13 protein-coding genes are annotated in these 25752 nt (G+C 73.0%); 10 read left to right on the forward strand and 3 right to left on the reverse strand.

Going from position 1 to position 25752, the window contains the following annotated elements:
* Positions 1 to 24: 24 nt before the first annotated feature.
* Both EAO76_RS03000 and EAO76_RS03005 read left to right on the forward strand, forming a co-directional pair.
* Positions 25 to 2127 carry an iron ABC transporter permease gene (locus tag EAO76_RS03000; protein WP_148833144.1) on the forward strand — a complete coding sequence of 701 codons (2103 nt, stop codon included), beginning with the start codon at positions 25 to 27 and terminating at the stop codon, positions 2125 to 2127.
* A 179-nt stretch (positions 2128 to 2306) separates the two neighbouring features.
* The gene (locus EAO76_RS03005) at positions 2307 to 3359 is read left to right on the forward strand and encodes a peptidase C39 family protein (protein ID WP_399461388.1); all 1053 of its coding nucleotides are present in this window, start codon (positions 2307 to 2309) and stop codon (positions 3357 to 3359) included.
* A gap of 274 nt (positions 3360 to 3633) precedes the next feature.
* Here EAO76_RS03005 and EAO76_RS03010 read toward each other — a convergent pair whose 3' ends face one another.
* Entirely contained in the window at positions 3634 to 4287 is a 654-nt protein-coding gene (locus tag EAO76_RS03010) for a TetR/AcrR family transcriptional regulator (protein WP_262375251.1), read from the reverse strand.
* Positions 4288 to 4685: 398 nt separating this feature from the next.
* On the opposite strand from EAO76_RS03010, the gene EAO76_RS03015 reads away from it, so the two are divergent.
* Complete coding sequence (locus tag EAO76_RS03015; RefSeq protein WP_148833032.1) at positions 4686 to 6299, forward strand: MFS transporter; 1614 nt, start codon at positions 4686 to 4688, stop codon at positions 6297 to 6299.
* Positions 6300 to 6340: 41 nt separating this feature from the next.
* Here EAO76_RS03015 and EAO76_RS03020 read toward each other — a convergent pair whose 3' ends face one another.
* Positions 6341 to 8047, reverse strand: a complete 1707-nt coding sequence (locus EAO76_RS03020) for a hypothetical protein (protein ID WP_148833034.1) — start codon at positions 8045 to 8047, stop codon at positions 6341 to 6343.
* Between the two features lie 243 nt (positions 8048 to 8290).
* Here EAO76_RS03020 and EAO76_RS03025 point away from each other — a divergent pair, with 243 nt between their 5' ends.
* Both EAO76_RS03025 and EAO76_RS03030 read left to right on the forward strand, forming a co-directional pair.
* Positions 8291 to 9634: an endonuclease domain-containing protein gene (locus tag EAO76_RS03025; protein WP_148833035.1), complete on the forward strand. Its 1344-nt coding sequence runs from the start codon at positions 8291 to 8293 to the stop codon at positions 9632 to 9634.
* 795 nt (positions 9635 to 10429) lie between these two features.
* The gene (locus tag EAO76_RS03030; RefSeq protein ID WP_262375252.1) at positions 10430 to 11425 is read left to right on the forward strand and encodes a helix-turn-helix domain-containing protein; all 996 of its coding nucleotides are present in this window, start codon (positions 10430 to 10432) and stop codon (positions 11423 to 11425) included.
* A gap of 87 nt (positions 11426 to 11512) precedes the next feature.
* Here the strand turns inward: EAO76_RS03030 and EAO76_RS03035 are convergent, their stop codons facing one another.
* Positions 11513 to 20371 (reverse strand): non-ribosomal peptide synthetase, encoded by an 8859-nt coding sequence (locus EAO76_RS03035; protein ID WP_148833037.1) that lies wholly within the window; start codon positions 20369 to 20371, stop codon positions 11513 to 11515.
* A 376-nt stretch (positions 20372 to 20747) separates the two neighbouring features.
* On the opposite strand from EAO76_RS03035, the gene EAO76_RS03040 reads away from it, so the two are divergent.
* The 5 genes from EAO76_RS03040 to sbnA all read left to right on the forward strand — a co-directional run bounded on the left by EAO76_RS03040 (position 20748) and on the right by sbnA (position 25752).
* Positions 20748 to 21218, forward strand: coding sequence for a cobalamin B12-binding domain-containing protein (locus EAO76_RS03040; protein ID WP_148833039.1), 471 nt, complete (start codon positions 20748 to 20750; stop codon positions 21216 to 21218).
* Entirely contained in the window at positions 21205 to 22488 is a 1284-nt protein-coding gene (locus tag EAO76_RS03045; protein WP_148833041.1) for a methylaspartate mutase, read from the forward strand. The genes EAO76_RS03040 and EAO76_RS03045 overlap by 14 nt, the downstream gene beginning before the upstream one ends.
* Positions 22489 to 22571: 83 nt before the next feature.
* Entirely contained in the window at positions 22572 to 23585 is a 1014-nt protein-coding gene (locus tag EAO76_RS03050) for an asparagine synthetase A (RefSeq protein WP_148833043.1), read from the forward strand.
* The gene (locus tag EAO76_RS03055; RefSeq protein WP_148833045.1) at positions 23582 to 24808 is read left to right on the forward strand and encodes a glutamate synthase-related protein; all 1227 of its coding nucleotides are present in this window, start codon (positions 23582 to 23584) and stop codon (positions 24806 to 24808) included. The genes EAO76_RS03050 and EAO76_RS03055 overlap by 4 nt, the downstream gene beginning before the upstream one ends.
* Positions 24805 to 25752 (forward strand): 2,3-diaminopropionate biosynthesis protein SbnA, encoded by a 948-nt coding sequence (gene sbnA / locus EAO76_RS03060; RefSeq protein ID WP_148833047.1) that lies wholly within the window; start codon positions 24805 to 24807, stop codon positions 25750 to 25752. The genes EAO76_RS03055 and sbnA overlap by 4 nt, the downstream gene beginning before the upstream one ends.

Here is a 25752-nt window from a genome sequence, read left to right on the forward strand (position 1 = left end):
CAGGAGGCGGACGTCCGGCGAGAGGTGGGCACACCGCCGGCACCGGTCCCCGGACGGAAACCTGAGCCGCGCACCGATCACGGCCGCGGCTCCACCGGGGCGGCCGTCCTGGTGCTCCTTCTCGTCGGGGTCGCCGTGGTGGGCATGTGGCACCTGACCCAGGGGACGTCGGGTGTGGGCGTCCGGGACCTGGTTCGGTATCTCGCCGGGGACCGGGAGGACACGGGCGGGGCGCCGGTCGGTGAGATCTTCACCGGCTCGCGCCTGCCGCGCCTGCTCGCGGGCGTGGCGGTGGGCTTCGCCCTCGGCGCCGCCGGCGCGCTGCTGCAGTCCGTCACGCGCAACGCGCTCGCCTCCCCCGACACCCTCGCGGTCACGGCCGGGGCCTACTTCACGCTCTCGCTCCTCGCGGCCCTCGGCCTCACCGTTCCGCTGTGGGCATCGGGCGCCGTCGCCTTCGCCGGCGGCCTGCTCGCGGCGGCGCTCGTGCCGGCCCTCGCGGGCCGGGCCGCCGGCACCTCGGGCACCCGCCTCATCCTCGCCGGATCGGCGATGGCGATGGCCCTGGACTCGGCGACCGCGATGCTGCTCATCCTGTTCGAACAGAACACGACCGGCCTGTTCGCCTGGGGAAGCGGTTCGCTCGCGCAGCTGAACATCGACGCGTCGGTACGTGCCTTCCCCCTCATGGCCGTGGTGCTGTGCGTCGCCCTGGCGATGTCCCGGAAGCTGGACGTGATGGGCCTCGGCGACGACGCCGCGTCCTCCCTCGGCGTGCCGATCCGTGCCACCCGGGTGACCGCCGTGCTCTGCGCGGTGCTCCTGACCAGCACGTCGGTGACGCTCGCGGGGCCGATCGCCTTCGTCGGACTCGGCGCCCCCGTCCTGGCCCGCCTGCTCGCGGGACGGGTCCGGGCGCTGCGTCGGCACCTCCTCATGGTGCCCGCCTCCGGGATGCTCGGCGCCTTGCTCATCCTGCTCGCGGACGCGGCGCTGCGCGCGGTGCAGGGCGCCGGGGAGGCCGCCTCCATTCCCACGGGCGTACCGACCGCGCTGCTCGGCGCCGTCGTGATCGTGGTCCTCGCACTCCGTCTGCGCGACGCGGGCGGACTCCGGCAACCCCCACGCGCGCGGGTCGCCGTCCGGTCGCGCCGGGCGTTCCTCCTCGTCGTGCTCGGCGCGGTGGCGCTCCTGGCCGCGGCGGTCCTCGTGGCGACCCTCGCGGGGAGCCTCTGGCTGCGGACGGGGGACATCGCTCTCTGGATGCGGGGAGCCGCCCCGGACCTGATCGGCCAGGCACTCGACGACCGGGTCCCGCGCGTGGTCGCCGCGGTGCTCGCCGGCGCGGCGCTGGGGCTGGCCGGATGCGTCGTGCAGAGCTCGGTCCGCAACCCGTTGGCGGAGCCGGGAGTCCTCGGCATCACGGCGGGTGCCGGGCTGGGGGCGGCGGGCGTCGCGACGTCGGGCCTGTCCGGCGGCCGGCCGGTGCTCATCGCCGCGGCGGTGGCGACGGGGCTCGCCACGTTCGCGGTGATCGCCCTGCTGGCCTGGCGCGGCGGCTTCCTGCCCGACCGGTTCGTGCTGATCGGCATCGGCTGCGGGTACGGCCTCAGCTCCGTCACCACCTTCCTCCTGCTGCGTGCCGACCCGTGGAACACACCCCGGATCTTCACCTGGCTCTCCGGCACGACCTACGGGCGTACGCTGCCCGACGTCGTACCGGTCGCGGTGGCCCTGGTACTCGCGCTCCCCGTGCTGCTCGGCATGCGTCACCGGCTCGACCTGCTCGCCGTCGACGAGGACACCCCGCGCGTGGTCGGCGTCGGGCCGGAACGCACCCGCTTCGCCGCACTGGCGATCGCCGCGGTGCTCGCGGCGCTCAGCGTGATCGCCGTCGGCGTCATCGGTTTCGTGGGGCTCGTCGCCCCGCATCTCGCCCGGTCCCTGGTGGGCGCCCGGCACGGCCGGGTGATCCCGGTCGCGATGCTGCTCGGCGGAGTGCTGGTCTGCGTGGCCGACGCCCTCGGCCGCACTCTCGTCGCACCTGCCCAGATGCCGGCGGGCCTCATGGTCTCCCTGGTCGGCGCTCCGTACTTCATCTGGGTGCTCCGGAGGTCCCGCGCATGACATCGGGCGCAGCGCTCCGGACCGGGGGCATGGTCCCCGGTCCGGAGCCCTCCCCCGGGTCACCGATCGCCCGGACCTCCGGACCGAAGTCCGCTCGGTCGTGGAGACCCGCTGCCGCAGCCCCGTTCCCCGTCCCCTCCGACCCCTTGAGGAGTACCGGAATGCCGCCCCGTCGGGCCATGTCCGTGAAGAGCACCGTCGTCCCGTTCGAGCCCGCCGCGCCGCCGGCCCCGTTGAGCCGGCTCGTCCACCACGACGTTCTGGAACGCTGGCGCGCGGCCGACCGCTCCGCCCACGCCCCGCACATCGTGGCCGTTCCGAGGGGCGACGGCGAGGACTGGGCCGCCGCCGCGCTCGTGACGGCACGCCCGCACACGGCCTACCTGAAGATCGTCGATGCCGTCGGCGATGTACCGAGAGCCGTCGAAGCCGTGGTCTCCCACGCCCGCCACCGGGGGCTCGCGCAGGTCAAGTGGGAAGGGTGGACGGTGGGCCCCGGGGCCGCCACCGCCGTCGGCTTCGTCCCGCTGAGTGCTCCGCGCACGCCCGCGGAGGAGGCGGGCGGGCCCCGCGCGGGCTATGTGCGCCGGTTGCACGACGGTGCGGTGGCCGAGCCCCCGTACTACGGGCAGACGACACACTTCACGTGCGGCGCCGTCACGGCCCTGGTCGCGCAGGCGCACGCGGGGAGGCTGCCGCGGGAATCGCTCGACCGCCGGGCGGAGCTGACGCTGTGGCGCGACGCGACGAACTTCCCCGCGTGCGAGCCCGTCGGACTGGGTGTCGCCGTGCGCCGGGCGTGGCCGTCGTCCCCGGTCACCGTCTTCCTCGACGCGGACCGGCCCGTCCTGCTCGACCAGTACCCGGCGGACGAGCAGGAGTGGCGGGCCGTGCTCCAGCGTGCCTCTCGGGCGGAGGCCGGACGGGTCGGTGTCCCGATCGACTCGCACCGGCTGTCCATGACCGCGATCCGGAGCGCGCTCGGCCGGGGGGAGCAGGTGCTGCTCCTGGTCTCGCTCGCCGGCATGCAGGGGTTCGACGTACCGCACTGGGTTCTCTGCCACGGCGTCGTGCCGGGCGCCGTCGTGATCGAGGACCCATGGACCAACACCGCCGCGGGGGACACCTGGGTCGACGCCCACCTGCTGCCCGTGCCGGACCTGTCGCTCGACACGATGTCGACGATCTCCCCGGACGGTTTCCGGGGTGCCGTGATCATCGGCCCGGCGTGAGCGGCGGGCCGTCACAGGGCGGTCGCCGACCGGTTGCGTGCTCCTCCGCCGGGTTCCCCATGTGCGATCGATGTGCGGTCGGCGGTGTGGCCTTGCCGCGTACGTCTCCGCGTGACCGGAGCGTGGGAGGCGTCGGCCACGGCGAGACGGCGCCGTTGCAGTCGCCGTCGTCCTCGTTCTCGGCGGCTGCCCGCAGGATGCCGTACGTGCCGGTTCCGTACGGTCCGCCGCTGTTCGGCCTGCCGGAGAAAGAGGGCCGCCGCACCCGGCATGCTCAAACGGTGTCGGTGCGTCGTCGTGCCAGGTCCGCTGCGATGCCGTCCAGGACACCGGCAAGACCTGAGGCGAACAGGGAGTCGAGATCCCAGGGGTCGGCGCCCGCTCGCATGGCGCGGGCCAGCCGGGGATACGCCCCGGGTTCGTACAGCGGGCTCTGCGCGCCGTCCGGGGCTTTCGCCCCCTGTTTCGTGGAAGCCTTCGACTGGCGCTCCGCTTCCGCGTCGCTCACGAGGATCAGCGCCACGCCTTGCACGTAGGAGGCGAACATGAACATGTAGCGGAAGGCATCGGCCGGTTCGAGGTCGAGCCCGTCGAACGAGGAGAAGGCGCTCTCGCTGTCCGCCGCGAGTGCGGGGCTGAAGTACGCGCGGGTCGTCATCATGACCCTCGGCAGGATCCACGGATGGCGGTGATACAACTCCCAGTCGCGGTGCGCGGCGCGTTCGAGGCCGTGACGCCAGTTCCGCGGGGGTGAGTCGGGCAACGGCACGTCGGTCATCGCGGCTTCCACCATCAGGGTCACCAGGTCGTCCTTGGAGGCCACATGCCGGTAGAGGGACATCGCGCCGGTGCCGAGTTCCGTGGCGACCCGGCGCATCGACAGCGCGTCGAGCCCCTCCGCGTCCGCGATGACGATCCCGGTCCGCACGATGCGCTCGACGGTGAGGTGCCGCGCACCGTCATCGCTCTCCGGGGCACGGACCGGTGCTTCCTCCCGGCGCGTTCGGTAGGCCCTCGCCTGGCACGCACGGGAGCAGTAGGTTCTCGGCCGTCCCCGCCCGGTGGACTCAAGCGCCCTTCCGCACGACGCGCATGTCGACTGCACGGACATCTGCACACTCCTTTTCGTCACAACCATGGCGTGTGACGTAATCCTATTACATCGACGTCGATCACTCCGATCTGATTCAAATTGGCAGCTCAAAAAGCCTTTGCGGCAATTTCGCGCGCATGCGTACCCTGTATGCCGTCAACGCGTACGACGTACGCGTCCGGAGGGTGACCAAAACCCGTCCGGACCTTGCACGGATCAGGAGAGGGCTGGGCATGACCGCACAAGAAGGAAGAGCCGGGAACAGGGAGTGGGCCGGTCTCGCCGTCCTGGTGCTGCCCTGCCTGCTCGCGTCCATGGACATGTCCGTCATGTTCATCACCCTCCCGTCCCTGGCGGCCGACCTCGGCCCGAGCAGTTCCGAGCAACTGTGGATCATGGACTCCTACGGGTTCCTCCTTGCCGGGCTGCTCATCACCATGGGCACACTCGGTGACCGCTTCGGACGGCGGCGGGTGCTGCTCGCAGGCGCCGCGGCCTTCGGCGTCGCGTCGGTCCTGGCGGCCTGCTCGACCAGCCCGGGGACCCTCATCGCGGCCCGCATGCTCCTGGGCATCGCCGGCGCCACGCTGGCACCGTCCACCCTTTCCCTGATCCGGAACATGTTCCACGACGCCGCGCAACGGGCCACCGCAGTCGGCATCTGGACAGCCGGATTCGCGGGCGGCGCCGTGCTCGGCCCGATCATCGGCGGCCTGCTCCTGGAGCACTTCTGGTGGGGATCGGTCTTCCTCATCAACGTGCCGGTGATGGTCCTGCTGCTGGTCCTCGGTCCGCTGCTGCTCACCGAGCGCCGCGACCCCGAGCCGGGCCGTTTCGACCTGCTCGGCGCCGCCATGTCCCTCGTGGCCGTGCTCAGCATCATCTACGGCATCAAGACCATGGCGGAACACGGCCCCGGGTGGGTTCCCCTGGCGTCCGGCGCCGCCGGGCTCGCCGTGGGCGCGGCATTCCTCCGCCGCCAGCACAGGACTCCGAATCCGATGATCGACATGCGGCTGTTCCGCACCCGCCGGTTCACCGTTCCCCTGCTCATCGACGCGCTGGCGACGTTCGGGCTGGTCGGATTCAGCCTGTTCAACTGGCAGTTCATGCAACTCATCCTGGAAATGGGGCCATTGGATTCGGCTCTGTGGTCCCTGCCCACCTTCCTCGTGATGCCCGTGGGTATCGCGCTGGCGACCGCCACCGCCCCCCGCATCGGCAAGCACAACGTGGTCGCCGCCGGGCTGCTCGTGGCGACGGCCGGCTACGTCGTGCTGACCCTGCTCCGGGCCGAATCGGGAATCATCCACCTCGTCGGCGGCATGACCGTCGTCTCGATCGGCATCGGCGCCGTCTCCGCCGTCGTCACCGAGGTGATCCTCTCCGCCGCACCGCCGGAACGGGCCGGGACGGCCTCCGCCCTGGCCGAGACCTCGGCCGAATTCGGCGGCGCACTGGGCATCGCGCTCCTGGGCAGCATCGGCACCACCGTCTACCGTTCCGTACTGGCCGCCAAGGCTCCCGACAGCCTCACGCCCGAAGAACTGGAGGCGGCGAAGAGCACCCTGGGCGGCGCGGTCGAGACCGCCACCACCCTCCCGACGGGCACCGCCGACGCACTGCGGAACGCAGCCTTCGACGCCTTCACCCAAGAGGCCCGGATCGCCTCGGTCGTCAGCGCCGTCCTGATGACCGGAGCAGCTGTCCTCATCGCCATCCTGCTGCGCACCACCCGCACACGGACCGGGCCCGAGGTCACCCGATCCGCAGCGGAGCGCCATGACGGGGGCCGGTCTGGGAACCCGCCCCAGGCAGGCGTCGGCCCTGTCCATCCAGTCCCTTGAGGTGCTGGTCAGCGGCGTAGCCGCGAAAACGCTCCGTCTGCTCAGCCCTGCTCGTCCCGTGCTGCGGCCAGGCTCGCCTCGATGGCCTCCTCGTCCGACATCCCGCTCCTCTTCAGGTCGCGCGGGCGCCACGGGTCGTCGCTGCTCGTCCAGGTGCGGTTGATCGCCTCCTGCAGCCGGGACAGATAGGCCTCACCGTCGCGTTCGTACTGCCGCACCTCGGCGGCCTCCAGGCGGATCAGCCTCGACCCGTCCACGGCGCTGTACCAGCAGCGCGCGTTCATGAAGAGATGCTCGCCCACGGCATACAGGACCCAGGTGTTTTTGTCGGTCGCGATCCGCTGCGGGCGTTGTGCTTCCCGCGCGATCCGGGCGGCATCGCCCCACCGCTCCACCGGCGGTACCTTCTCCGGGGGCCGGCGATAGGTGTCGTTGAGCGAGACGTACTCGAAGGTCGGGTCCGCGTCGCGGTGCAGCGCGAAGAGGATGTGCCGGTGGCAGATCGTGCAGCCCAGCTGTGCCTCGACGCGTTCCATCAGTCCGGAGTCGTGCAGGCGGAGCATGTCGTCCAGCGCCACCCGGTTGTGCGCCCGGCGGAGACGTCCGGCGGCGACCCCGGCGCGCAAGGCCGTGATCGTCGCGTCCACGTCGACGCCGCCGGGCGCCGATGCCGCCCTGATCAGCGTGCCCGCGCAGCCGGGGCAGCGCTCGTCGGCGGGATCGGTCCCGGCGTACGTGTCCTCCGCCGTCACCTGGATGAGCTTCAGACGGCCCGGTGCGTCCTTCTGGGCCCACCCGTCGTAGAAGACCTTCACGAACCCGTTCCCGACGGCGTAGGTCGCGTTCGGGCTCACGCGTCCGGCGATCGGCTCACCGAGTGCCGCCTCCACCTGGCTTCTCGAGGCGTCCCGGCTCAGCCCGGGGATCAGGGTGCCGAGCCCCGTGAAGCCGTGCGGTGCGGCCTCGGTGGGCCGGACGTGGAAGAGGATCGCCGTCACCACCCCGTCCCGGAGCATGATCTCGCCGCCGGAGCCGAACGTCAGGTACCGGTCGTGGTGTGCGGGCGCACCGACCTCGAACTCGCTGATCACCGGGTCCGATCCGAGCAGGCCGACGACACGCCGCACGGTGTCGTCGCGCTCGGCCGTCAGGAGGGCGTCGTTGTACGGCTCGAAGGCCTGCCGCACCGCGGTTGCCCGGGCCGCTGCCCGGCGTTCCGCCTCCTGCGCGCGCCGGGCGCGCTCCGCGTCGCTGATGATCAACGGCTCGACGCCGAACCACAACCGCTTCTCGAACGCCTCGCGGTCCCGGGAACGTGTCAGATCGACCTGGCACAACGTCGCCAGTGAATCCCGAAGACCGCCCCGGAAGCGCTTGTTCGTCATGGTCAAGTACTGCTCGACCTGGGAATCGGCGCCCCCGAGGATCATGTCGATCACCCGCCGGCATTTTCCCGGCGGCCGCGCCGGGGCGGCGTCGGAGTGGAAAACGGCGAGTTCACCGAAGAGCACGGCGAAGACGGCCCAACACCGAAGTGCGCTGCGCTCCGCGGCGGCGATCTGCTGCGCGGTCACCTCGAAGCAGAAAAGATCGTTCCGGCCGTTCCGGGCGACCTGCACATTCAGCGTCCCGCGACCGTCCCCGCGGACGTCGATGAACGGCTCGTCCCCGCCCTGGTCGGGCAGCAGCCACAGCCGCCGTACGCCCCTGCCGGGCGTCCGGTCCCGCGGGCTTCGCCTCCTGCTCATGGCCCCTCCTCCTACGTCTCACGCTCGCGCCGCTTCCTCTTCCCCACGAGGTCCCGCCGCACCTCCGGCCTCCCGACCGTCCGTGCCGACGCCCGGAGGGTCACCGCCACTCCCGGCATCGTGCCGGCGCGGCCCCGTACGGCTCGACGGAACCCTCGGTCATTCTCGTCGATGATGCACGGGGCGATGCGGGCCGAGGCGCTCGGGATCCGTTGCCGCGTCGCGGGCCGTTAGTCTGTCGGTATGTCGGAGCGTGTCGTGCCCGGCCGCACGGACGGCCTGATCACCCCGGTCGCCGCGGACGCCCTGTGGGCAGATCTGACGGCCGGCAGTGCTGTGCCGACGGCTTCCGGGGTGTTCACCCGCTCTTCTGCCCGTGTCCGGGCGGGGTACGTCCTGCTCGGCGGCCGTGTGGTGGCGGCGGTGCGGGCGGGCGACGGCCGGTGGGGGGTTTTGGAGGTCGAGGTGCGCCGGGCGGCCGCGGAACTGAACGCGGTGGGGATGGACCGGCGGGACCTGGTCCGCATCGGCCCGTTCCGCGAGGCGCCGGGGCAGGAACACGACGGGGAAACACCGCTGCGCTGGCGCCGGCACATCATGGGGGAACTGCGGGAGCCGGGCGGCTCCGACCGGGCAGCACGACGTGAAGGCGGCCGGCCGCACCATCTGGCGGGGATCGACTGGCGGCAGATGCTCGTGGAACGGACCCGCGGCGGGACGCAGCGCACGTGGTGGCTGCCGCGCGCCGCGGTCAGGCTGCTGGACGCGGCCGAGCACGCCGAGAAGCAGTGGGTGCAGGCCGCACGGACCGGCCGGGAGGGCGCAGCCGTCACCGGGCCGCCCTCCCGCCCCCGGCAGGCCCGGGACGCCGACGCTCGGCGGACGACGGGTCCCGAGAACCCCACCGCCGCACTGCGCCCGTACGGCAAGGAGCTGGAGGGCCAGCTGTACTCGGTGCTCAGCAGGAAGCCCGGCACCTCCCGCAAGGTGGCCGGGTGGGCGTGCGCCGTCTGCCGCACCGCGCCCGCCGCCGTGCTCGACCACTGCCACGAACACGGCTACGTCCGCGCCCCCGTCTGCCAGTCCTGCAACACGCAGGAACGCCCCGACCACCTGTACAGCAACGACGTCCGCGTGGCGAACCGCTACAGACGCCTCTTCCACACCGATGCCGACGCCTGGCTCCGCCACTGGCACCGCTGCCCCGGCTGCCGTGCACGCACCACGCTGCCCCTGCCGCACCTCGCCGCATGGACCGCCCACGTGGCCTGCCGGTCGCTGCGCCCGACCCACCGCGCTCCCCGCGGGCGCAAGCCCTGCGGTGTCCTGCGCGTGTCCTGGACGGGCAGTCAGAACGCGCCCCGTTCCTGCCTGTTCACTGTCGCCGTCGACTTCTGCCCCTCCGGCGAGCACCGCGTCCTGGCGCGGGTTCCCTACCGCGAAGCCGTCGAGCGGTTCCGTGCCTGGCTGGCCGAGACGGCCCCCGCCGTGGCCGCCGCGGCCGGTCCCGACCGCCTGGACGGCCTCCCCACCCGATTCCGGCCGGTCATCGCGGACACCAGCGGCAAGGGGCTGGAGCTGTTCTGAATGGGCACCGGGAGACCTGACATCCCGGAGAAGTGTGCGGCAGGGCCCTGCGGGGCGGGGCCGAGGGGCACGGTCGTTGGAGTCGCGTGTGCGGCTGGACCGGCCATGGGCAAAGATCGCAGATGTGCCGTGATCCCGCATGGGGGACTGTCCCCCATATCCCCGGTCCCCTCGCCGGTGGGGCAGAGGGGTGCACGGGATGCCGCGGCGTCGGAGGGCGGCCGGTGGCGGCCGTGCCGTCCGAGGCGGCGGGTCGGCGGCGTGCGGCCGGGTGATGGCCGGCCGAGGGAGTACGGCCGGGCGGTCGGTCCGGCGGGTATATGGGGGCAGGCGCGACACGCCATGGGGGACGCACGCGCCTCCGGTCGGCACCGCACGGCCCGGTCCGCCGCGCCTGCCTGTCGTGCGGGCCCACGGGGCTCGGCCGGTCGCCCGGTCGTCGTGAGCATGTGGCGGCCCGATCGGCCATCCGGTCGCCCGGCGCCGATGCGGCCCGCGCGGGCTCCGTCCGGTCGCACCCGCCGGTGAGCACAGTGGTGTGCGCTCCAGCCGCGGGAGGGCGTCCCGTCGAGGCGCGGGAGCCGTCCGTGGAGCGCCTCGTCCGCCCCACGAGGGCTTGCCCCGAAGGAACTTGGGGGATCATCCCGCATCCGCCGCCGCTGCGGCACCCGTTCTACTGATGTCCGGCCGGCGGTTCCCGCGGTGGCGTCCCGAGGGAGTGCCGTCGGTCCGAAATCTACTCGTGTCCCACAGCCAACAGGTGCCGTACGAACAAGACATACAGGAGCGCACGACATGCGGACCTCTCTGGGTATCGACTCCGTTGCACGGAGGGTGTACATATCGATGGTCGACCGGCCCGGCGCGGAGGTGCCCGAGCTGGCCGAACAACTGCAGGAGACCGAGGAAACGGTCCGGGACGGGCTGGAGCGGCTTTCCGCCCTGCTGCTCGTCGTCCCGGGCGACTCCGCCAGCGGCTGGCGGCCGGTCGACCCGGAGGTCGGGCTGGCGGCGATGCTCACCCGGCAGCAGGAGGAACTGGCCCGCCACCGGCTCCAGGTGGAGGGCAGTCGGCTGGAGGTGACGCGGCTGCTGTCGGAGCGCGGGCGCGGCGGCCGGGAAAGCGTTCCGGACGTCAAGTGGCTGGCCGGCGCGGACGCCGTGTGGCGGCACATCACCTTCCTCGCCGATGAGTGCGCGAACGAATGGCTGACCGTCGGTCCGGCCGAGCGGCCGGACGCGGCGGCCTTCGAGGCCGGCCACTCGCTGGACGAGATCCTGCGGCAACGCGGTACGCCCGCTCGCGCCATCGTGCTGGAGAGCGTCCGCAACGACCCGGAGGCGACGGAGCGCCTGCGCCGGAACGAGGAGTGCGGCGGCGCCGTCCGCACCCTGCCGTCGCTGCCGGTGTGGATGATCGTCTCCGACCGCAGGCACGCCGTCGTGCCGGTCACGAGCGGCCGCAGTGTGGTCGGCGCGATGGCGTGCGGCGTCGAGTCGGTCACGGAAGCCTTCGCGACCCTGTTCGCCCGGCTGTGGAAGGAGGCCCTGCCGCTCGCGGAGGCACGCCCCCGTACCCGCGGCAACCTCTCCCTCCAGGAGCAGCACGTGCTCCGGCTGTGGGCGCAGGGGCTCACGGACGCGGCGGCGGCCCGCCGGATGGACGTCTCGCTGCGCACGGTGCGCCGGCTCTCGGAGAAGCTGACCGACCGGTTCGGTGCCCAGAGCCGGTTCCAGCTCGGCGCCCTCGCGCTCGCCAGCGGCGGCATCCGCGCCGAGGACATGGCCTGAACCGTCTCGCCCTGTGCGACTGGGCCCTGAAGGGGCCGGACCTCGTCGTCGAGGTCCGGCCCCTTCACGGTGTGGCACGGGGTGCGGTCACCCGGCCGGTGCGAACTGTGCCGTGATCTCCGCCATCATCAGGTCGGCGATGGCCTGGGCGAGCCGCGCCGGGGTGGGAGAGTCGAACACGGCTCGCACCGGCACGTCGATCCGCAGCGCCTTCCGCAGCCGTGAGGCCACCTGCGTGGCGAGCAGCGAATGCCCGCCCAGCTGGAAGAAGTCGTCGTGCACGCCGACGCGTTCGATGTCCAGCAGTTCCTGCCACACGGTGGTGACGGTCCGCTCGACGGCGTTGCGCGGTGCCGTGTACTCGCTCCCCAGATCCGGCCGCTGGTGGTCCGGCACCGGCAGGGCCGCCCGGTCCACCTTGCCGTTGGCGGTCAGCGGGAGGCGCTCCAGCGTGACGAACACCGCCGGGATCATGTAGTCGGGCAGGAACCGCCCCAGATGGGCGTGGAGGTCCGCGGTGCTCGGCGCGTCCGCGCCGGTGGCCACGAGATACGCCACGATCCGTTTGTCGCCGGGCGTGTCCTCACGGACGATCACACAGACCTCGCCGATGCCGGGATGAGTCAGCAGGGTGGACTCGACCTCGCCGAGCTCGATGCGGTTGCCGCGGATCTTCACCTGGTTGTCGATCCGCCGCAGGAACTCGAGCTGCCCGTCCGCCCGCCACCGCACGAGGTCACCGGTGCGGTAGACCCGGGTGCTCACCCCTTCGGCCTCGTACTCGACGAACTTCTCCTCGGTCAGATCCGGCCTGCCGCGGTAGCCGCGGGCCACCGGTACGCCTCCGAGGAGGAGTTCCCCGGGCACCCCGACCGGCACCGGCCGGCCGTGCTGGTCCACCACGAACACCAGGGTGTTGGAGATGGGCCGGCCGATCGGCGGGACCACGTCGCCGGGTTCGACCACTGCCGAGGTGACGATGACCGTGGTCTCGGTGGGTCCGTAGTTGTTGATCACACGGAACGGCAGCCGTGCCCGCGGTGGCATCCGCAGCCGGTCACCACCGGTCAGCACGTACTCGAGGGTGTTGTCCGCCTCCCACGGCAGCGCCGCCAGGGCCTCGAGCATCGGCGTGGACAGGAACGTGGCGTGGACGCGCTGCTCGCACAGCCAGTCCCGCAGCAGATGCGGGGTGAGCCGGACGGTCTCGGTGGTGACGCAGCAGGTCGCGCCGCGGGTCAGGCCGAGCCACAGCTCCCACGCCGCCGGATCGAAACCGATGCCGGCCAGCAGCGCGATCCGCTGCCCGGGTTCCAGCCCGTACTCGCGTACCGTCCAGTGCACCAGGTTGACCAGGCTGCGGTGTTCGACCTGGACGCCCTTGGGGCGGCCGGTGGAACCGCTGGTGTAGATCAGGTAGGCGAGGTTGTGCGCCGCGGCGGCCGGCCGGGGATCGGTCTCCGGCTCGTCGGCCAGCGTCACGGTGTCCTCGTCGAGCAGCAGCAGCGGTACGTCCGAGGGCAGCCGGCCGGTGTGCGCGGAGCCGGTGAGGACGACCGGGGTCCCGGTGTCCCGCACCATGTACGCCAGCCGCTCCTCCGGGTAGTCCGGGTCCAGCGGCACGTACGGCGCCCCCGCCTTCAGGACGCCCAGCACGGCCGTCACCAGATCGGGGCCGCGCTCCAGGCACACCGCGACCGGCATGTCCGGCCGTACTCCGTACCGGGTGCGCAGGTGATGGGCGATCCGGTTGGCCCGGGCGTTCAGTTGGCCGTAGGTCAGAGTGCCCTGCGGCCCCTCGACGGCCACCGTGTCCGGCTGCTGTGCCGCCCGCTCCTCGAACAGGCCGTGCAGCGTGGCGGTGTCCGGGAAGGCGGCCCCGGTGTCGTTCCACTCGACCACCGTCCGCCGCCCTTCCCCGGCGGTGAGCAGGCACAGCCGCGACAGCCGTGCCGCGGGCTCGCGCGCCACCGTTTCCAGCAGTGTGCCCAGGTGGCCGGCCATCCGGGCGACCGTGTCCCGTTCGAAGAGGTCCGTCCGGTACTCCAGGGTGCCGCGCAGTCCGCCGTCCGCGTCCTCGGACATCATCAGGGTGAGGTCGAACTTGGCGTCCGGAAGTGTGACCGCGAAGGGTTCCACGTCCAGCCCGGGGAGGCTCCAGCCGTGCTCGTCCGGCGTGTTCTGGAACACGAACATGGTCTGGAACAGGGGGTTGCGGGACGGGTCCCGGTCGGGGGCGAGTTCCTCCACGAGGCGTTCGAAGGGCAGGTCCTGGTGGTCGAAGGCACCGAGCGCGGTGTCCTTGACCCGGTCCAGGAGTTCGGTGAACGCCGGATCGCCGGACAGGTCGGTGCGCATGACCAGCGTGTTCACGAAGAAGCCGATCAGGTCCTCCGTCTCGGCCCGGTTGCGGCCCGCGACCGGGCTGCCGACGGTCACGTCGTCCTGGCGGGCGTACTTGACCAGCAGCACCTGGAAGGCGGCCAGCAGCACCATGTACAGGCTCGCGGTGCCGCTCATGGCCGCCTTCCGCAGCCCGGCGGCCACTGCCGCGCCCACCTCGAACGTCACGGTGTCGCCGCCTCCGGCCCGCCGCTCCGGGCGGCGGTGGTCGGTGGGCAGTTCCAGGGGTTCGATCCCGGCGAGCCGCTCCCGCCAGTACGCCAGCTGTCCCTCCAGCACGTCACCGGTGAGCTGCCGGCGCTGCCACACGGAGAAGTCCGCGTACTGCACGGGAAGTTCCGTGTCCTCGGACGGGATGCCGGTCGTCGCCGCCCGGTAGCCCTCCCTCAGTTCGCGCGCCATGACCGGCTCCGACCAGCCGTCGCAGACGATGTGGTGCACCGTCAGCAGCAGGTGCGCCTCCTCGTCGGCCAGTCGCACCAGGTGTGAGCGGAGCAGCGGTCCCGTCGTCAGGTCGAACGGGCGGGCGGCCTCCGCGCGGGCCAGGTGCCATGCCTCCTCCTGGCGTTCCTCGGTGCCGGCGATGTGCCGCAGGTCGTGGACGGCCGTGCGCACCGGCTGCGGCGGATCGACGATCTGTACCGGCTCGCCGTCATCGGCGGCGACGAACCTCGTCCGCAGGGTCTCGTGCCGTGCCAGCATGCGGGTCAGCGCCGCGTCGAGGGCGTCGGTGTCCAGCGCACCGCTGACGCGCAGTGCGAAGGGCACGACGTACTCGGCGCGTCCGGGCTCCAGTTGGTCGAGGAACCACAGCCGCTGCTGGGCGAAGCTCAGGGGCAGCGGACCGTCGGTCCGGTCGGCCGACACGATGCGCTCCGCACCGGCCGTCCCGTCGGCGGCGAGTTCCGCCACGGCCGCGGCCAGCCCGGCGACGGTGGGTGACGCGAACAGCTCCCGCACCGGCACCTCCACGCCCAGCGCGTCCCGCAGCCGTGACGTCACCTGGGTGGCGAGCAGGGAGTGGCCGCCGAGCTCGAAGAAGTCGTCGTCCGTGCCGGTGACCTCGGTGCCCAGCACCTGGGACCAGGCCGTGGCGATCGCGCGCTCGACCGGGGTGCGGGGGGCCGGGCCGCCGGCCCCGGCCGCGCGGGGTTCGGGCGCGGGCAGTTCCCGCCGGTCCACCTTGCCGTTCGGGGTCAGTGGCAACCGTTCCAGCGTCACGAACGCGGACGGCACCATGTAGTCGGGCAGTTCACGGCGCAGCCGCCCGCGCAGGGCCTCGCCGTGGGCCGTGGCGCCCGCTGCCGGGACGACGTACGCGACCAGTCGCTTGTCGCCGGGGGGGTCCTCGCGGACGACGACGGTGGCCGCGGCGATGTCGGGGCCGGCCAGCAGCACCGCCTCGATCTCACCGGGTTCGATGCGGTGCCCTCGCAGCTTCACCTGGTCGTCCAGCCGTCCCAGGAACTCCAGTTGCCCGTCGGCCAGCCAGCGCACCCGGTCGCCGGTGCGGTAGACCCGGCGCGGTGTGCCGTCGACGTCGGCGGTCACGAACCGCTCCGCCGTCTGGTCGGGCCGACCCCGGTATCCGCGTGCCAGTCCGGCACCGCCGACGAGGAGTTCGCCCGGCACCCCGGTCGGAACCGGCCGGCCGTACCGGTCCACCACGTACACGAAGGTGCCGCGCACCGGGCGGCCGATCGGTGGTACGGCCGTGCCGGGGACGATCTCGGCCGAGGTCGTCACCACCGTCGACTCGGTCGGCCCGTAGTTGTTGACGACGCGGAAGGGCAGGTGCAGCCCGGCCGGCAGGCGCAGCGCGTCGCCGCCGGTCAGCACGTACTCCAGGGAGGTCGGCTCCGACCAGTCGAGGGCCGCCAGTGACTCCAGCACCGGTGTCGAGACGAAGGTGCCCGTGATCCGCCGCTCGCCCAGCCAGCGCCGGAGCAGTGCCGGTGTCAGTCGCACCGTGTCGTCGGGCACGCACACGGTGGCACCGGTCGCCAGTGCGGGCCACAGCTCCCACGCCGCCGCGTCGAATCCGATCCCTGCCAGCAGCGCGACGCGCCGTCCCGGGGCCGCGCCGAAGGTGTCGGCCGTCCAGTGGACCAGGCCGGCCAGGCTGTGGTGCTCGATCTCGACGCCCTTGGGCCGGCCGGTGGATCCGCTGGTGTAGATCACGTACGCCAGGTCGCCGGAGGACGCCGCGGGTTCCGGGTCGTGGGCCGGCAGGTCCGCGAGGGACGGCCAGTCCCGGTCGGTGAGGAACCGGCCGGGCTCGTCGGGCAGCCGTGCGGCCCGGGCGCTGTCGGTGACCACGAGCGCGGCCCGGGCGTCCGCGATCATGTGGGCGAGCCGGTCGGCGGGGTGCTCCGGGTCCAGCGGCAGGTAGGCGGCGCCGGACTTGAGGACCGCGAGCAGTGCGGTGATCTGGTCGGGGCCGCGTTCCAGGCACACGGCGACCACGTCCCCGGGGCCGGCTCCGCGAAGGCTCAGGTGCCGGGCGAGCCGGTTGGCCCGTGCGTTCAGCTCCCGATAGGTCAGTTCCCCGTCGGCCGAGAGCACCGCCGTCGTGTCCGGTCGCAGGGCGGCGCACTCCTCGACGAGCCGGTGCACCGTCGTCCCGGCCCCGGTGTCCGTGATGGCCGCCGTCCCGCTCCACTCGGCCAGTACCCGGTGCCGTTCGGCACCGGTCAGCACTTCCAGTTCGGACAGGCGCCGCTCCGGGCCGGTGACCGCCGCGCGCAGCAGCGTGGTGAAGTGCCCCGCCAGCCGTTCCGCCGTGTCCGGTGCGAACAGGTCGAGGGCGAACACCAGATCGCCGGCGAGCGAGCCGTCGGGCCGCTCGGTGAGGATGAGGGTCAGGTCGAACTTGGCCTCCTCCTCGCGGACGGCGAACGGCTCCACCGCTGCTCCGGGCAGCTGCCAGGCGTGGCCATCGGGGGTGTTCTGCAGCGCGAACATCGTCTGGAAGAGGGGGTTGCGGGACAGGTCGCGGTCGGGGGCGAGTTCCTCCACGAGGCGTTCGAAGGGCAGGTCCTGGTGGTCATAGGCACCGAGCGCGGTGTCCTTGACCCGGTCCAGGAGCTCGGTGAACGCCGGATCGCCGGACAGATCGGTGCGCATGACCAGCGTGTTCACGAAGAAGCCGATCAGCTCCTCCGTCTCGGCACGGTTGCGGCCCGCGACCGGGCTGCCGACCGCGATGTCCTCCTGGCCGCTGTACTTCGCCATCAGCAGCTGGAACACCGCCAGCAGTGACATGAACAGGCTCGCGCCCTGTCCCGCCGCCAGCCGCCGGGCCGCGCCGGCCACGTCGGCGGGCACCGAGAAGGACACCGTGCCGCCCCGGCCCGACCGCTCGGCCGGCCGCCGGTGGTCGGTCGGCAGTTCCAGCGGCCGTATTCCGGCGAGCCGCTCCCGCCAGTACGCCGACTGCCCCGCCAGCGCCGGACCGTCCAGCACCTCGCGCTGCCAGCTCGCGAAGTCCGCGTACTGGAGGCCGAGGGGGGCCGGGGCGCACGGCAGGCCGGCCACCGCCGCGCCGTACAACTCGCCCAGCTCCCGGGCCAGGATGCCCTCCGACCAGCCGTCGGAGACGATGTGGTGCACCGTGAGCAGCAGCAGCCACTCCGTGTCGGCCGCCCGCACCGCCATCGCGCGCAGCAGCGGCCCGGTGGCCAGGTCGAACGGCCGTCCCGCCGCCTCCCGCAGCATCTCGCGCGCGGCGTCGGCATCGAGGTGCCGGGCGTCGTGGACGTCCACCACCACTTCCCGCACGGCGTCGACGACCTGGAAGGGGCGTCCCGTGGCGTCCGCGACGAACCGGGTCCGCAGGATCTCGTGCGCGGCGGTCAGGGCCGTCAGCGCGGCACCGAACGCGTCCGGCGCGAAGTCCCCCTCGATCCGCAGCCCCACCGGGATCGCGTACTCGGCCCGGCCCGGTGCCAACTGGTCCAGGAACCAGAGGCGTTGCTGCGCGAAGGACAGCGGCAGGGCATCCGTCGACCGGTCCGCCCGCGGGATCGCGGCGCAGGTCCCCGGATCCAGCGCGTCCACGGCCGTCGCCAGCAGCGCCGGTGTCGGCGCGTCGAACAGCGTCCGGTACGGCACGTCCACCCCGAGGTCGCGGCGCAGCCGGGCGGCGACCCGGGCGGCCAGCAGGGAGTGGCCGCCCAGCTCGAAGAAGTCGTCGTCCGCGCCGACCTCGTCGACGCCCAGCAGCTCGGCCCAGATCCCGGCAATCGTTCGCTGGGTGGGTGTGCGCGGCGCGGCGAACGCGGCGGAGACGTCCGGGCGGTGGCCCTCGGGCGCGGGCAGCGCCCGCCGGTCCACCTTGCCGTTCGGGGTGAGCGGCAGCCGTTCCAGTACGACGTACCGGGCGGGCAGCATGTGCTCGGGCAGTTCCCGCGCCAGTGCCGCGCGCAGTCCGGCCACGGCCACGGCCGTGCCGCCGGCCGGCACCAGGTACGCCACCAGGCGCTTGTCGCCCGGAACGTCCTCGCGGACCACGACCGTGGCCGCCGCGACGGCAGGCCGGGACAGCAGGGCGTTCTCGATCTCCCCGAGTTCCACCCGGTGCCCACGCAGCTTGACCTGGTCGTCCATGCGGCCCAGGTAGACCAGGCGCCCGTCCGGCAGCCACTTCACCAGGTCGCCGGTGCGGTACACGCGTGCCTCGGGGTCGGCCGAGAACGGGTGCGGCACGAACCGCAGCGCCGTCAGATCGGGTCGGTCCAGATAGCCGAGGGCCACGTTGACGCCGCCGATCAGCAGCTCACCGGGGACTCCGACCGGCTGGACCTCGCCGTGCGCCCCGACGACGTACACCTCGGTGTTGTCGATCGCCCGGCCCATCGGCACGTGGTCCGCCGCCGGGTCCACCGTCGTCGTCCGGCTGACCACGTTGCCGACGGTCGCCTCGGTCGGCCCGTACTCGTTGACGATCGCGGTGTCCCCGGTGCCCAGGGCCAGCGCCCGGTGCGCCAGTACCGGTGCCAGGTCCTCGCCGCCCACGACCAGCGTGGCGATGCCGTGCCGGACGCCGTCCTGCTCCAGCCGGGCGGTCAGCAGCTCCAGGTGTGCGGGCGTCGCCTTGAGGAAGCTGATCGGGACACCCGTCGCGACGATGTCCACGGCCGCGTCGAACACACCGTGTCCCGGCTCCGGCTTCGGCACCACCAGGCACAGCCCCTGCACCAGCGGCAGGAACAGCGCGGTCACCGTCAGGTCGAAGGCCGCCGACGAGCACAGCAGCGAACCGATCCGCGCACCGGGCGCCGGAGGATAGTTCCGGTCGCACCAGTGCAGGTAGTTGACGACGCCCCGGTGTCCGACCCGCACGCCCTTGGGGCGGCCCGTCGAACCCGAGGTGTAGATGACGTACGCCATGTCGTCCGGGCCCGCGGCGGCGACCGGGGCGGTGCCGGTGCCGGCCGGCCACTCCCGGTCGGCCAGCAGCAGCGCGGTGCCCGGCGCGAACAGGTCCGCGTGCGCGGACTGCGTCACCACCACCGGCGCGGCGCTGTCCTCGACCAGGTACCGCAGCCGCTCGGCCGGGTAGGCCGGGTCCAACGGCACGTACGCGGCACCCGACTTGAGCACGCCGAGCAGCGCGCACACCAGGTCCGGGCCGTGGTCCAGGCACACCGCGACCAGCGCGCCGGGGCCGACGCCCCGCTCCGCCAGGTACTGCGCCAGCCCTTCGGCCCGCTCGTCCAGCTCCCGGTAGGTCAGCCGCCGCCCGTCGTACTCCAGGGCCACCGCGTCGGGCCGGTGCGCGACCTGTTCCTCCACCAGCCGGTGCACGGTCGCGGTGTCCGGGAAGGCGGACCTCGGCCCGTTCCACTCGGTCAGAATCCGGTGCCGCTCCGGCTCCGTCAGCATCTCCAGCGTGCTGAGCGGTTCCCCGGGCGTGTCGGCGGCGGAACCCGCGAGCGTCGCGAGGTGCCCCGTCATCCGCTCCGCCGTGGCCCGCTCGAACAGGTCGGTCCGATAGCCGAGGACACCGCTCAGCCTCCCGCCGTCCGCGACGACTTCCAGCGTGACGTGCGCGTCCGGCGGGAACGCGGCGGCCTCCCGGCCGGCTGTGCGCCACGCGAACCACGCCACCGCGACCCCCGTGCCACCGGCCGCGTCGGCCAGCGCCGCGAGCGGCACCGGGCCGCGGCCGACGGCGTCCGCCATGCCCCGCGCGACGTGCGCCAGGGCCTCGGTGAACGCCGGGTCGCCGGCCGCGCCCCGCACCACGGTCGCCGCGTCCGTGTCCCGCGCGCCGTCCGCCGGCACCGCCACCGGGACGTCGCCCCGGCCGGCGTGCCGCGCCAGCAGCGTGTGAAACACCGTCAGCAGGACCGCGGGCAGTTCCACGCCCCGGTCGCGGGCCAGCGCGGTCAGCGCGTCGGCGGTGCGGACGGGCACGTCGAACGGGACCCGGTCCGCGGGACCCGGTCCGTCGTCCGACGGCCGGCGGTCCGACGGCAGTTCCAACGGTTCGAGGCCCGCCAGTGCGTGCCGCCACTCCCCCAGCTGGTGATCAGCCACCGTTCTCTCCCCATCGTCAGAACATCGTCAGCGGTACAAGCGGTTCACGGGCGGCACGTCGTACGGCGCGCGGCAAGGGGCGGGGCGGGGGCCTCCGGGCGGGCCGGGGACCGTGCCGCCGGCGGAACCGCGGCCGCCGGCGCCGAACGTCCGCGACGAGCAGGCTAGGACGGGCGGACGCACGACCCCAGTGGACACAAATGACTCCCCCGGGGATGGTCACAACTGCCCAGTGCCGCTCGCGATCACCGCTGGCCACCATGGACGGCGTTACCAACGCCCAGCCCGGACGCCCCCACGGAGGGCGATTTCACGGGTACCCGGCCCGATCACAGTGGTCGCGGCCCCATCACGGTGTCGAGAGGAAAAGCCGGTCGTGTACCCGCATAGCCAGCCCCCGGACAGTCCGCGCCACGCGGTCCTGACCACCATCGCCTCGGACTCGCACACCTGGAACCTGCTCTTCCTGCAGCTACTGCTGGAGGAGCAGGGCTGGGAAGTCACCAATCTCGGTGCGTGCGTCCCGGTCGACGTCCTGATCGAGGAGGCCACGGCCCGTACGCCCGACCTCATCGTCGTCAGCACGGTCAACGGACACGGTGCCGAGGAGGCCACGGGCCTGGCCCGCGCGGTGCGTGCCGTGCCGGCGCTGGCCGAGGTGCCGCTCGTCGTCGGAGGCAAGCTGGACACCTCGGGCGCCGTCGCCCCGGAGGTCCACGACTCGCTCACCGACGCCGGCTTCGACGCCGTCCTGACCGGCCCGAACGCCGTCCCCGGGCTGCTCGCCCTGCTCGACGCCCTGCCCGAGCACCGGCACGGAAGGCCCCACGCCGATGCCGTCCGCTGAACCCGCCCCCGCCGGCGGCGCCTTCCACCGCTTCGTCGCCGAGGCCGCCCGCACCGGCAGCCTCGTCGTGCAGCCCCGCATGGGCTTCGCCGACCCCGCCCTGATGCGCACCGGCCTGATCGCCACCCGTGCCGCCGACGCCACCACCGTCGGCACCCTCACCCTGGACAGCTTCACCCGCGTCGGTGATTACGCCGCCGCCGCCCGCGCCGTCGCCCAGGACCACCACCTCAACGGCTACCCGCTGGTCAGCATGCCCGTCGAGACCACCACCGGTCTCCTCGACGGCGTCCACGGGCCCGAGTTCCCGGTCCAGGTACGGCACGGCTCGGCACGGCCCGGCCGGATCGTCGAAGCCCTCATCGCCGCCGGGCTCGACGCCACCGAGGGCGGCCCCGTCTCCTACTGCCTGCCCTACGGCCGCACCCCGCTGGCCACCTCGGRCCAGGCCTGGYCCGAGGCGTCCCGCAGGCTCGCCGCCCTGCGCGAGACCGGCGCCGAACCGCACCTGGAGACCTTCGGCGGCTGCATGCTGGGCCAGCTCTGCCCGCCCTCCCTGCTCGTCGCCCTCTCCGTCCTGGAAGCCATGTTCTTCCGCCGGCACGGCCTGCGCAGCGTCTCCCTCAGCTACGCCCAGCAGACCAGCCGCGAGCAGGACGAGGAGGCCGTCCACGCGCTGCGCGCCATCGCCGCCGACCAACTCCCGGACGTCTCCTGGCACGTGGTCGTCTACGCGTACATGGGCGTCTATCCGGAGACCTGGGACGGTGCGCTGCGGCTCGTGGCGGACGCCGCCCGGCTCGCCGTGCGCACCGGCGCCGCCCGGCTCATCGTCAAGACACCGGCGGAGTCGGCCCGCATCCCCTCCGTCGAGGAGAACGTCATCGCGCTGGAGACCGCCGCCGCGGCCGCCCGCACCACGCGGCCGGCCGCTCCGCCGCCGTCCACCGGCATCGAGGCGGAGGCCCGCTCCCTCGTCGAGGCCGTCCTGAACCTGCACGACGACCTGGGCCAGGCCCTGGTCCGCGCCTTCGCCCACGGCTATCTCGACGTCCCCTTCTGCCTGCACCCCGACAACGCGGGGCGCACCCGCAGCTTCATCTCCGACCGCGGCCGGCTGGAGTGGTCCCGCACCGGGTCGCTCCCGCTCGGCCGCCCCACCGCCGCGCAGCCGTCCCGGCGGCTGACCTCGTCCGGGCTGCTGCAGGCGCTCAACCATGTCAAGAACCGCTACGACGATCCCGCGGCCCGCCTCGACAGGGCGAGCTGATCCGAGCGGCCCCGCCCCGGCGCCCCTCCGCCACCAATGGCTGGTGCCCCGACCCGGCAACGACAGGACAGGACACGACAGACATGACACTTCAGACAGATCTCCCGCCGACACCCGAGGCCGCCTCGCTGCCCTCACCACTGGAGCACCTGCGTGACCCGCGCACCCGGGCGGCCCTGCGCGTCCAGCAGGCTCTGGTGGCCGGTGCCCGTTCCTTCCTGCGCTCCGACGGCGCCGTGGAGATGGCCCACCCGATCATCGGCCCCGTCACCGACCCGGGCTCGCGCGGTGCCAAGCAGGTCGACGTCGACTACTACGGCCACCGCTACAAGCTGATGACGAGCGCCATCCTCTACAAGCAGGCGTCGCTGCTGGCCTTCGACCGCATTTTCCTCGTCGCGCCCAACGTCCGCCTCGAACCCGTCGAGACCAGCAGTACCCACCGTCACCTCACCGAGTTCCGGCAGATCGACGTCGAGTACGCGGGCGCCACCCGGGACGACGCCATGGGCGTCGCCGAGCGGCTGGTCCGTCACGCCGTGACCACCGTCGTCGACGAGTGCGGCGACGACCTCGCCGTCCTGGGCCGCGACCCCGACGCCCTGCGCCGCCTCGTGGCCCGGCCGTTCGCCCGCGTCCCGCACGGCGAGGTCGTCGACGGCCTGCGCCGCGACGGGTACCCGCAGGCCGCCGGCACCGAGATCGAGTGGGAGGCCGAGGAGCGCATCTCCCGCCAGGCCGACGCCCCGTTCTTCATCGTCGGCTACCCCAAGGGCTCCCGCGGCTTCTACGACAAGGAGAGCCCGGCCGAGCCCGGCACCCTGCTCAACTTCGACCTCATCGCCCCCGAGGGCTGCGGCGAACTGTGCAGCGGCAGCGAACGCGAGTACGACTACACGGCCCTGGTCACCCGGATGCGCGAAACCGGCGAGAACCCCGCCAAGTACGCCTGGTACCTCGACGTCGCCCGGCACGGCATCCCCAGCAGCGCCGGCTTCGGCATCGGCCTGGAGCGCCTGACCCGCTGGGTCACCGGCCTGGACTCCGTCTGGCGGACCACGGCCTTCCCGAAGATCGCGGGGGTCGTGTCGCCGTGACCCAGCTGGCTGCACCCGGCCTGCCCGAGGACACTGTCCGCGCCCGGGCCCGCGACGGCGCCGCCGCCGTCTTCCCGCCCCTGGACAGCTACGGCACCACCGTCTTCGGCGCCGTCCCCGAACCCGCCGGCGACGAGATCGACGCGCTGCGCCTGGCCCCGCCCGTCTTCATGCCGGACCGCCTGGCCAAGCTCATCGACCTCGGCCGCGAACCCCTCTACTCCGACGTCCGCCTCGACACCGCCCTCGGCGGCTTCACCGCCCCGTTGCCGGTCTACCTGTCGGCACTCGGCTCCACCCGCGTCACCAGCACCAGTCTCGCCCTCAGCCGCCAGGCCGGACGGCTCGGCATCCCCATGGTCATCGGCGAGAACGTCGCCCCCATGAACGGCTTCCGCTCCAGCGGCGACGACCACCGCAAGGGCCTGTTGGAGCGCGTCCAGGCGTACTGCGAGGAACTCCCCGACGGCGTGGGTGGCATCTGCGTCCAGCAGAGCACCGAGGACGCCGACTCCGAGGTCTGGAACCACGTCTACAGCGACCCCGCGGTCACCGGGCTCCTGACCACCGGCCGCCTCGGCTTCGAGCTCAAGGTCGGCCAGGGTGCCAAGCCCGGCCTCGGCGGCCTCACCATGATCGGCGAAGCGGTCGCGGCCGACCTCGCCGGACAGTACGCCGTCGAACGGCTGGGCCCCGGTGCCTCCTCGATCCTGCGCTGCGCGAGCCCGGGCACCTTCACCGACGAGATCTTCCGCCGGCAGATCCAGCTCATGCGCAACAACTACCCGCGCGCCCGCTGCTGGGTGAAGCTCTTCCCCGGCCGTGACGTCGGCCGGGCCGCCGCCATCGCCTGGGACGCCGGTGCCGACGCCGTCGCCGTCGACGGTGCCGAGGGCGGTACCGGCTGGGCCCCGACCGGCTTCCTCGGCCACGTCGGACTGCCCCTCGCCGAATGCCTGCGCCGCGTCGACCCCGCCGGCCGCACCCTCCTCGCCAGCGGACGCGTCTGGGACGGCATCCGCGCCGTGAAGCTCCTCGCCCTCGGCGCCCGTGCCGTCGGCCTCGGCCGCGCCGCGCTGATCGCCGCCGACGAGGACCCCGGGCACGGCCTCGAACGCCTGCTGGAGGCCATGACGCTGGAACTGCGCATGGCCGTCAGCGCGCTGGGCCGCTACGCGGCGCAGGAGACCGGCCCCGAAGATCTCTGGGAGCCCCGGTCATGATCTACGAGCACTCCTACGAGCTGGTCACCGACGACCTCTTCGTCCTGCTGCCCCGGCTGGTGCCCGGCTCGGACCTCTTCCTGAAGATCGAGGGCCTCAACCCGGCCGGCTCCGTCAAGCTGAAGACCGCGCTGAGCCTCATCGAGGACGCCGAGCACCGCGGCGTCCTCGCGCCGGGCGCCCGCGTCATCGAGTCCTCGTCCGGGAACCTCGGTATCGCCCTCAGCTCCATCTGCGCGACCAAGGGCTACCGCTTCACCTGCGTCGTCGACCCGAACACCAACGCCACCAGCATCGATCACATGCGTGCCCTGGGCGCCGAGGTGGTCGTCGTCGACACCGTCGACGCCAACGGCGGCTTCCTCCAGTCCCGCATCGCCCACATCCGGCGCCGGATCGAAGCGGACCCGACCGTGGTCTGGCTCAACCAGTACGCCAACCCGGCCAACCCGCGCGCCCATTACGAACAGACCGCGCGCACCCTGCTCAAGACGGTCCAGCACCTCGACTACCTGTTCATCGGCGTCGGCTCCACCGGCACGTTCGTCGGCTGCGCGCAGTATCTGCGCGAGTTCTCGCCGCACACCCGGATCGTCGCCGTCGACGCCCTCGGCTCCGTCCTCTTCGGTGCCGCCCCCGGCCCGCGGCACATCCCCGGACTGGGCGCCAGCCGCATCCCCGAACTGTTCGAGCCCGACCTCGCCGACGACGTGGTGATGGTCGCCGAGAAGGACGCCGTACGCGAGTGCCGGCTGCTCGCCCGCACCCACGGCCTGCTCACCGGCGGCTCCACCGGCTCGGTCCTGGCCGCCGTCCGCCGCCGCGCCGACACCATCCCGGCCGGCTCCCGCATCGCCGCGATCTCTCCCGACCTCGGCGAGCGCTACCTCGGCACGGTCTACAACAACGACTGGGTCGAGCGGAACTTCGGTGTCCTCACTTGA

The sequence above is a fragment of the Streptomyces sp. sk2.1 genome, from assembly GCF_008120935.1.
In the GTDB taxonomy this organism is placed as follows: Bacteria; Actinomycetota; Actinomycetes; order Streptomycetales; family Streptomycetaceae; genus Streptomyces.

Coding starts and splice junctions, on each gene's coding strand:
- EAO76_RS03005 (WP_399461388.1), top strand. CDS start 2,307: ATGTCCGTGAAGAGCACCGTCGTCCCGTTCGAGCCCGCCGCGCCGCCG.
- EAO76_RS03050 (WP_148833043.1), top strand. CDS start 22,572: ATGACACTTCAGACAGATCTCCCGCCGACACCCGAGGCCGCCTCGCTG.
- EAO76_RS03025 (WP_148833035.1), top strand. CDS start 8,291: ATGTCGGAGCGTGTCGTGCCCGGCCGCACGGACGGCCTGATCACCCCG.
- sbnA (WP_148833047.1), top strand. CDS start 24,805: ATGATCTACGAGCACTCCTACGAGCTGGTCACCGACGACCTCTTCGTC.
- EAO76_RS03030 (WP_262375252.1), top strand. CDS start 10,430: ATGCGGACCTCTCTGGGTATCGACTCCGTTGCACGGAGGGTGTACATA.
- EAO76_RS03015 (WP_148833032.1), top strand. CDS start 4,686: ATGACCGCACAAGAAGGAAGAGCCGGGAACAGGGAGTGGGCCGGTCTC.
- EAO76_RS03020 (WP_148833034.1), bottom strand. CDS start 8,047: ATGAGCAGGAGGCGAAGCCCGCGGGACCGGACGCCCGGCAGGGGCGTA.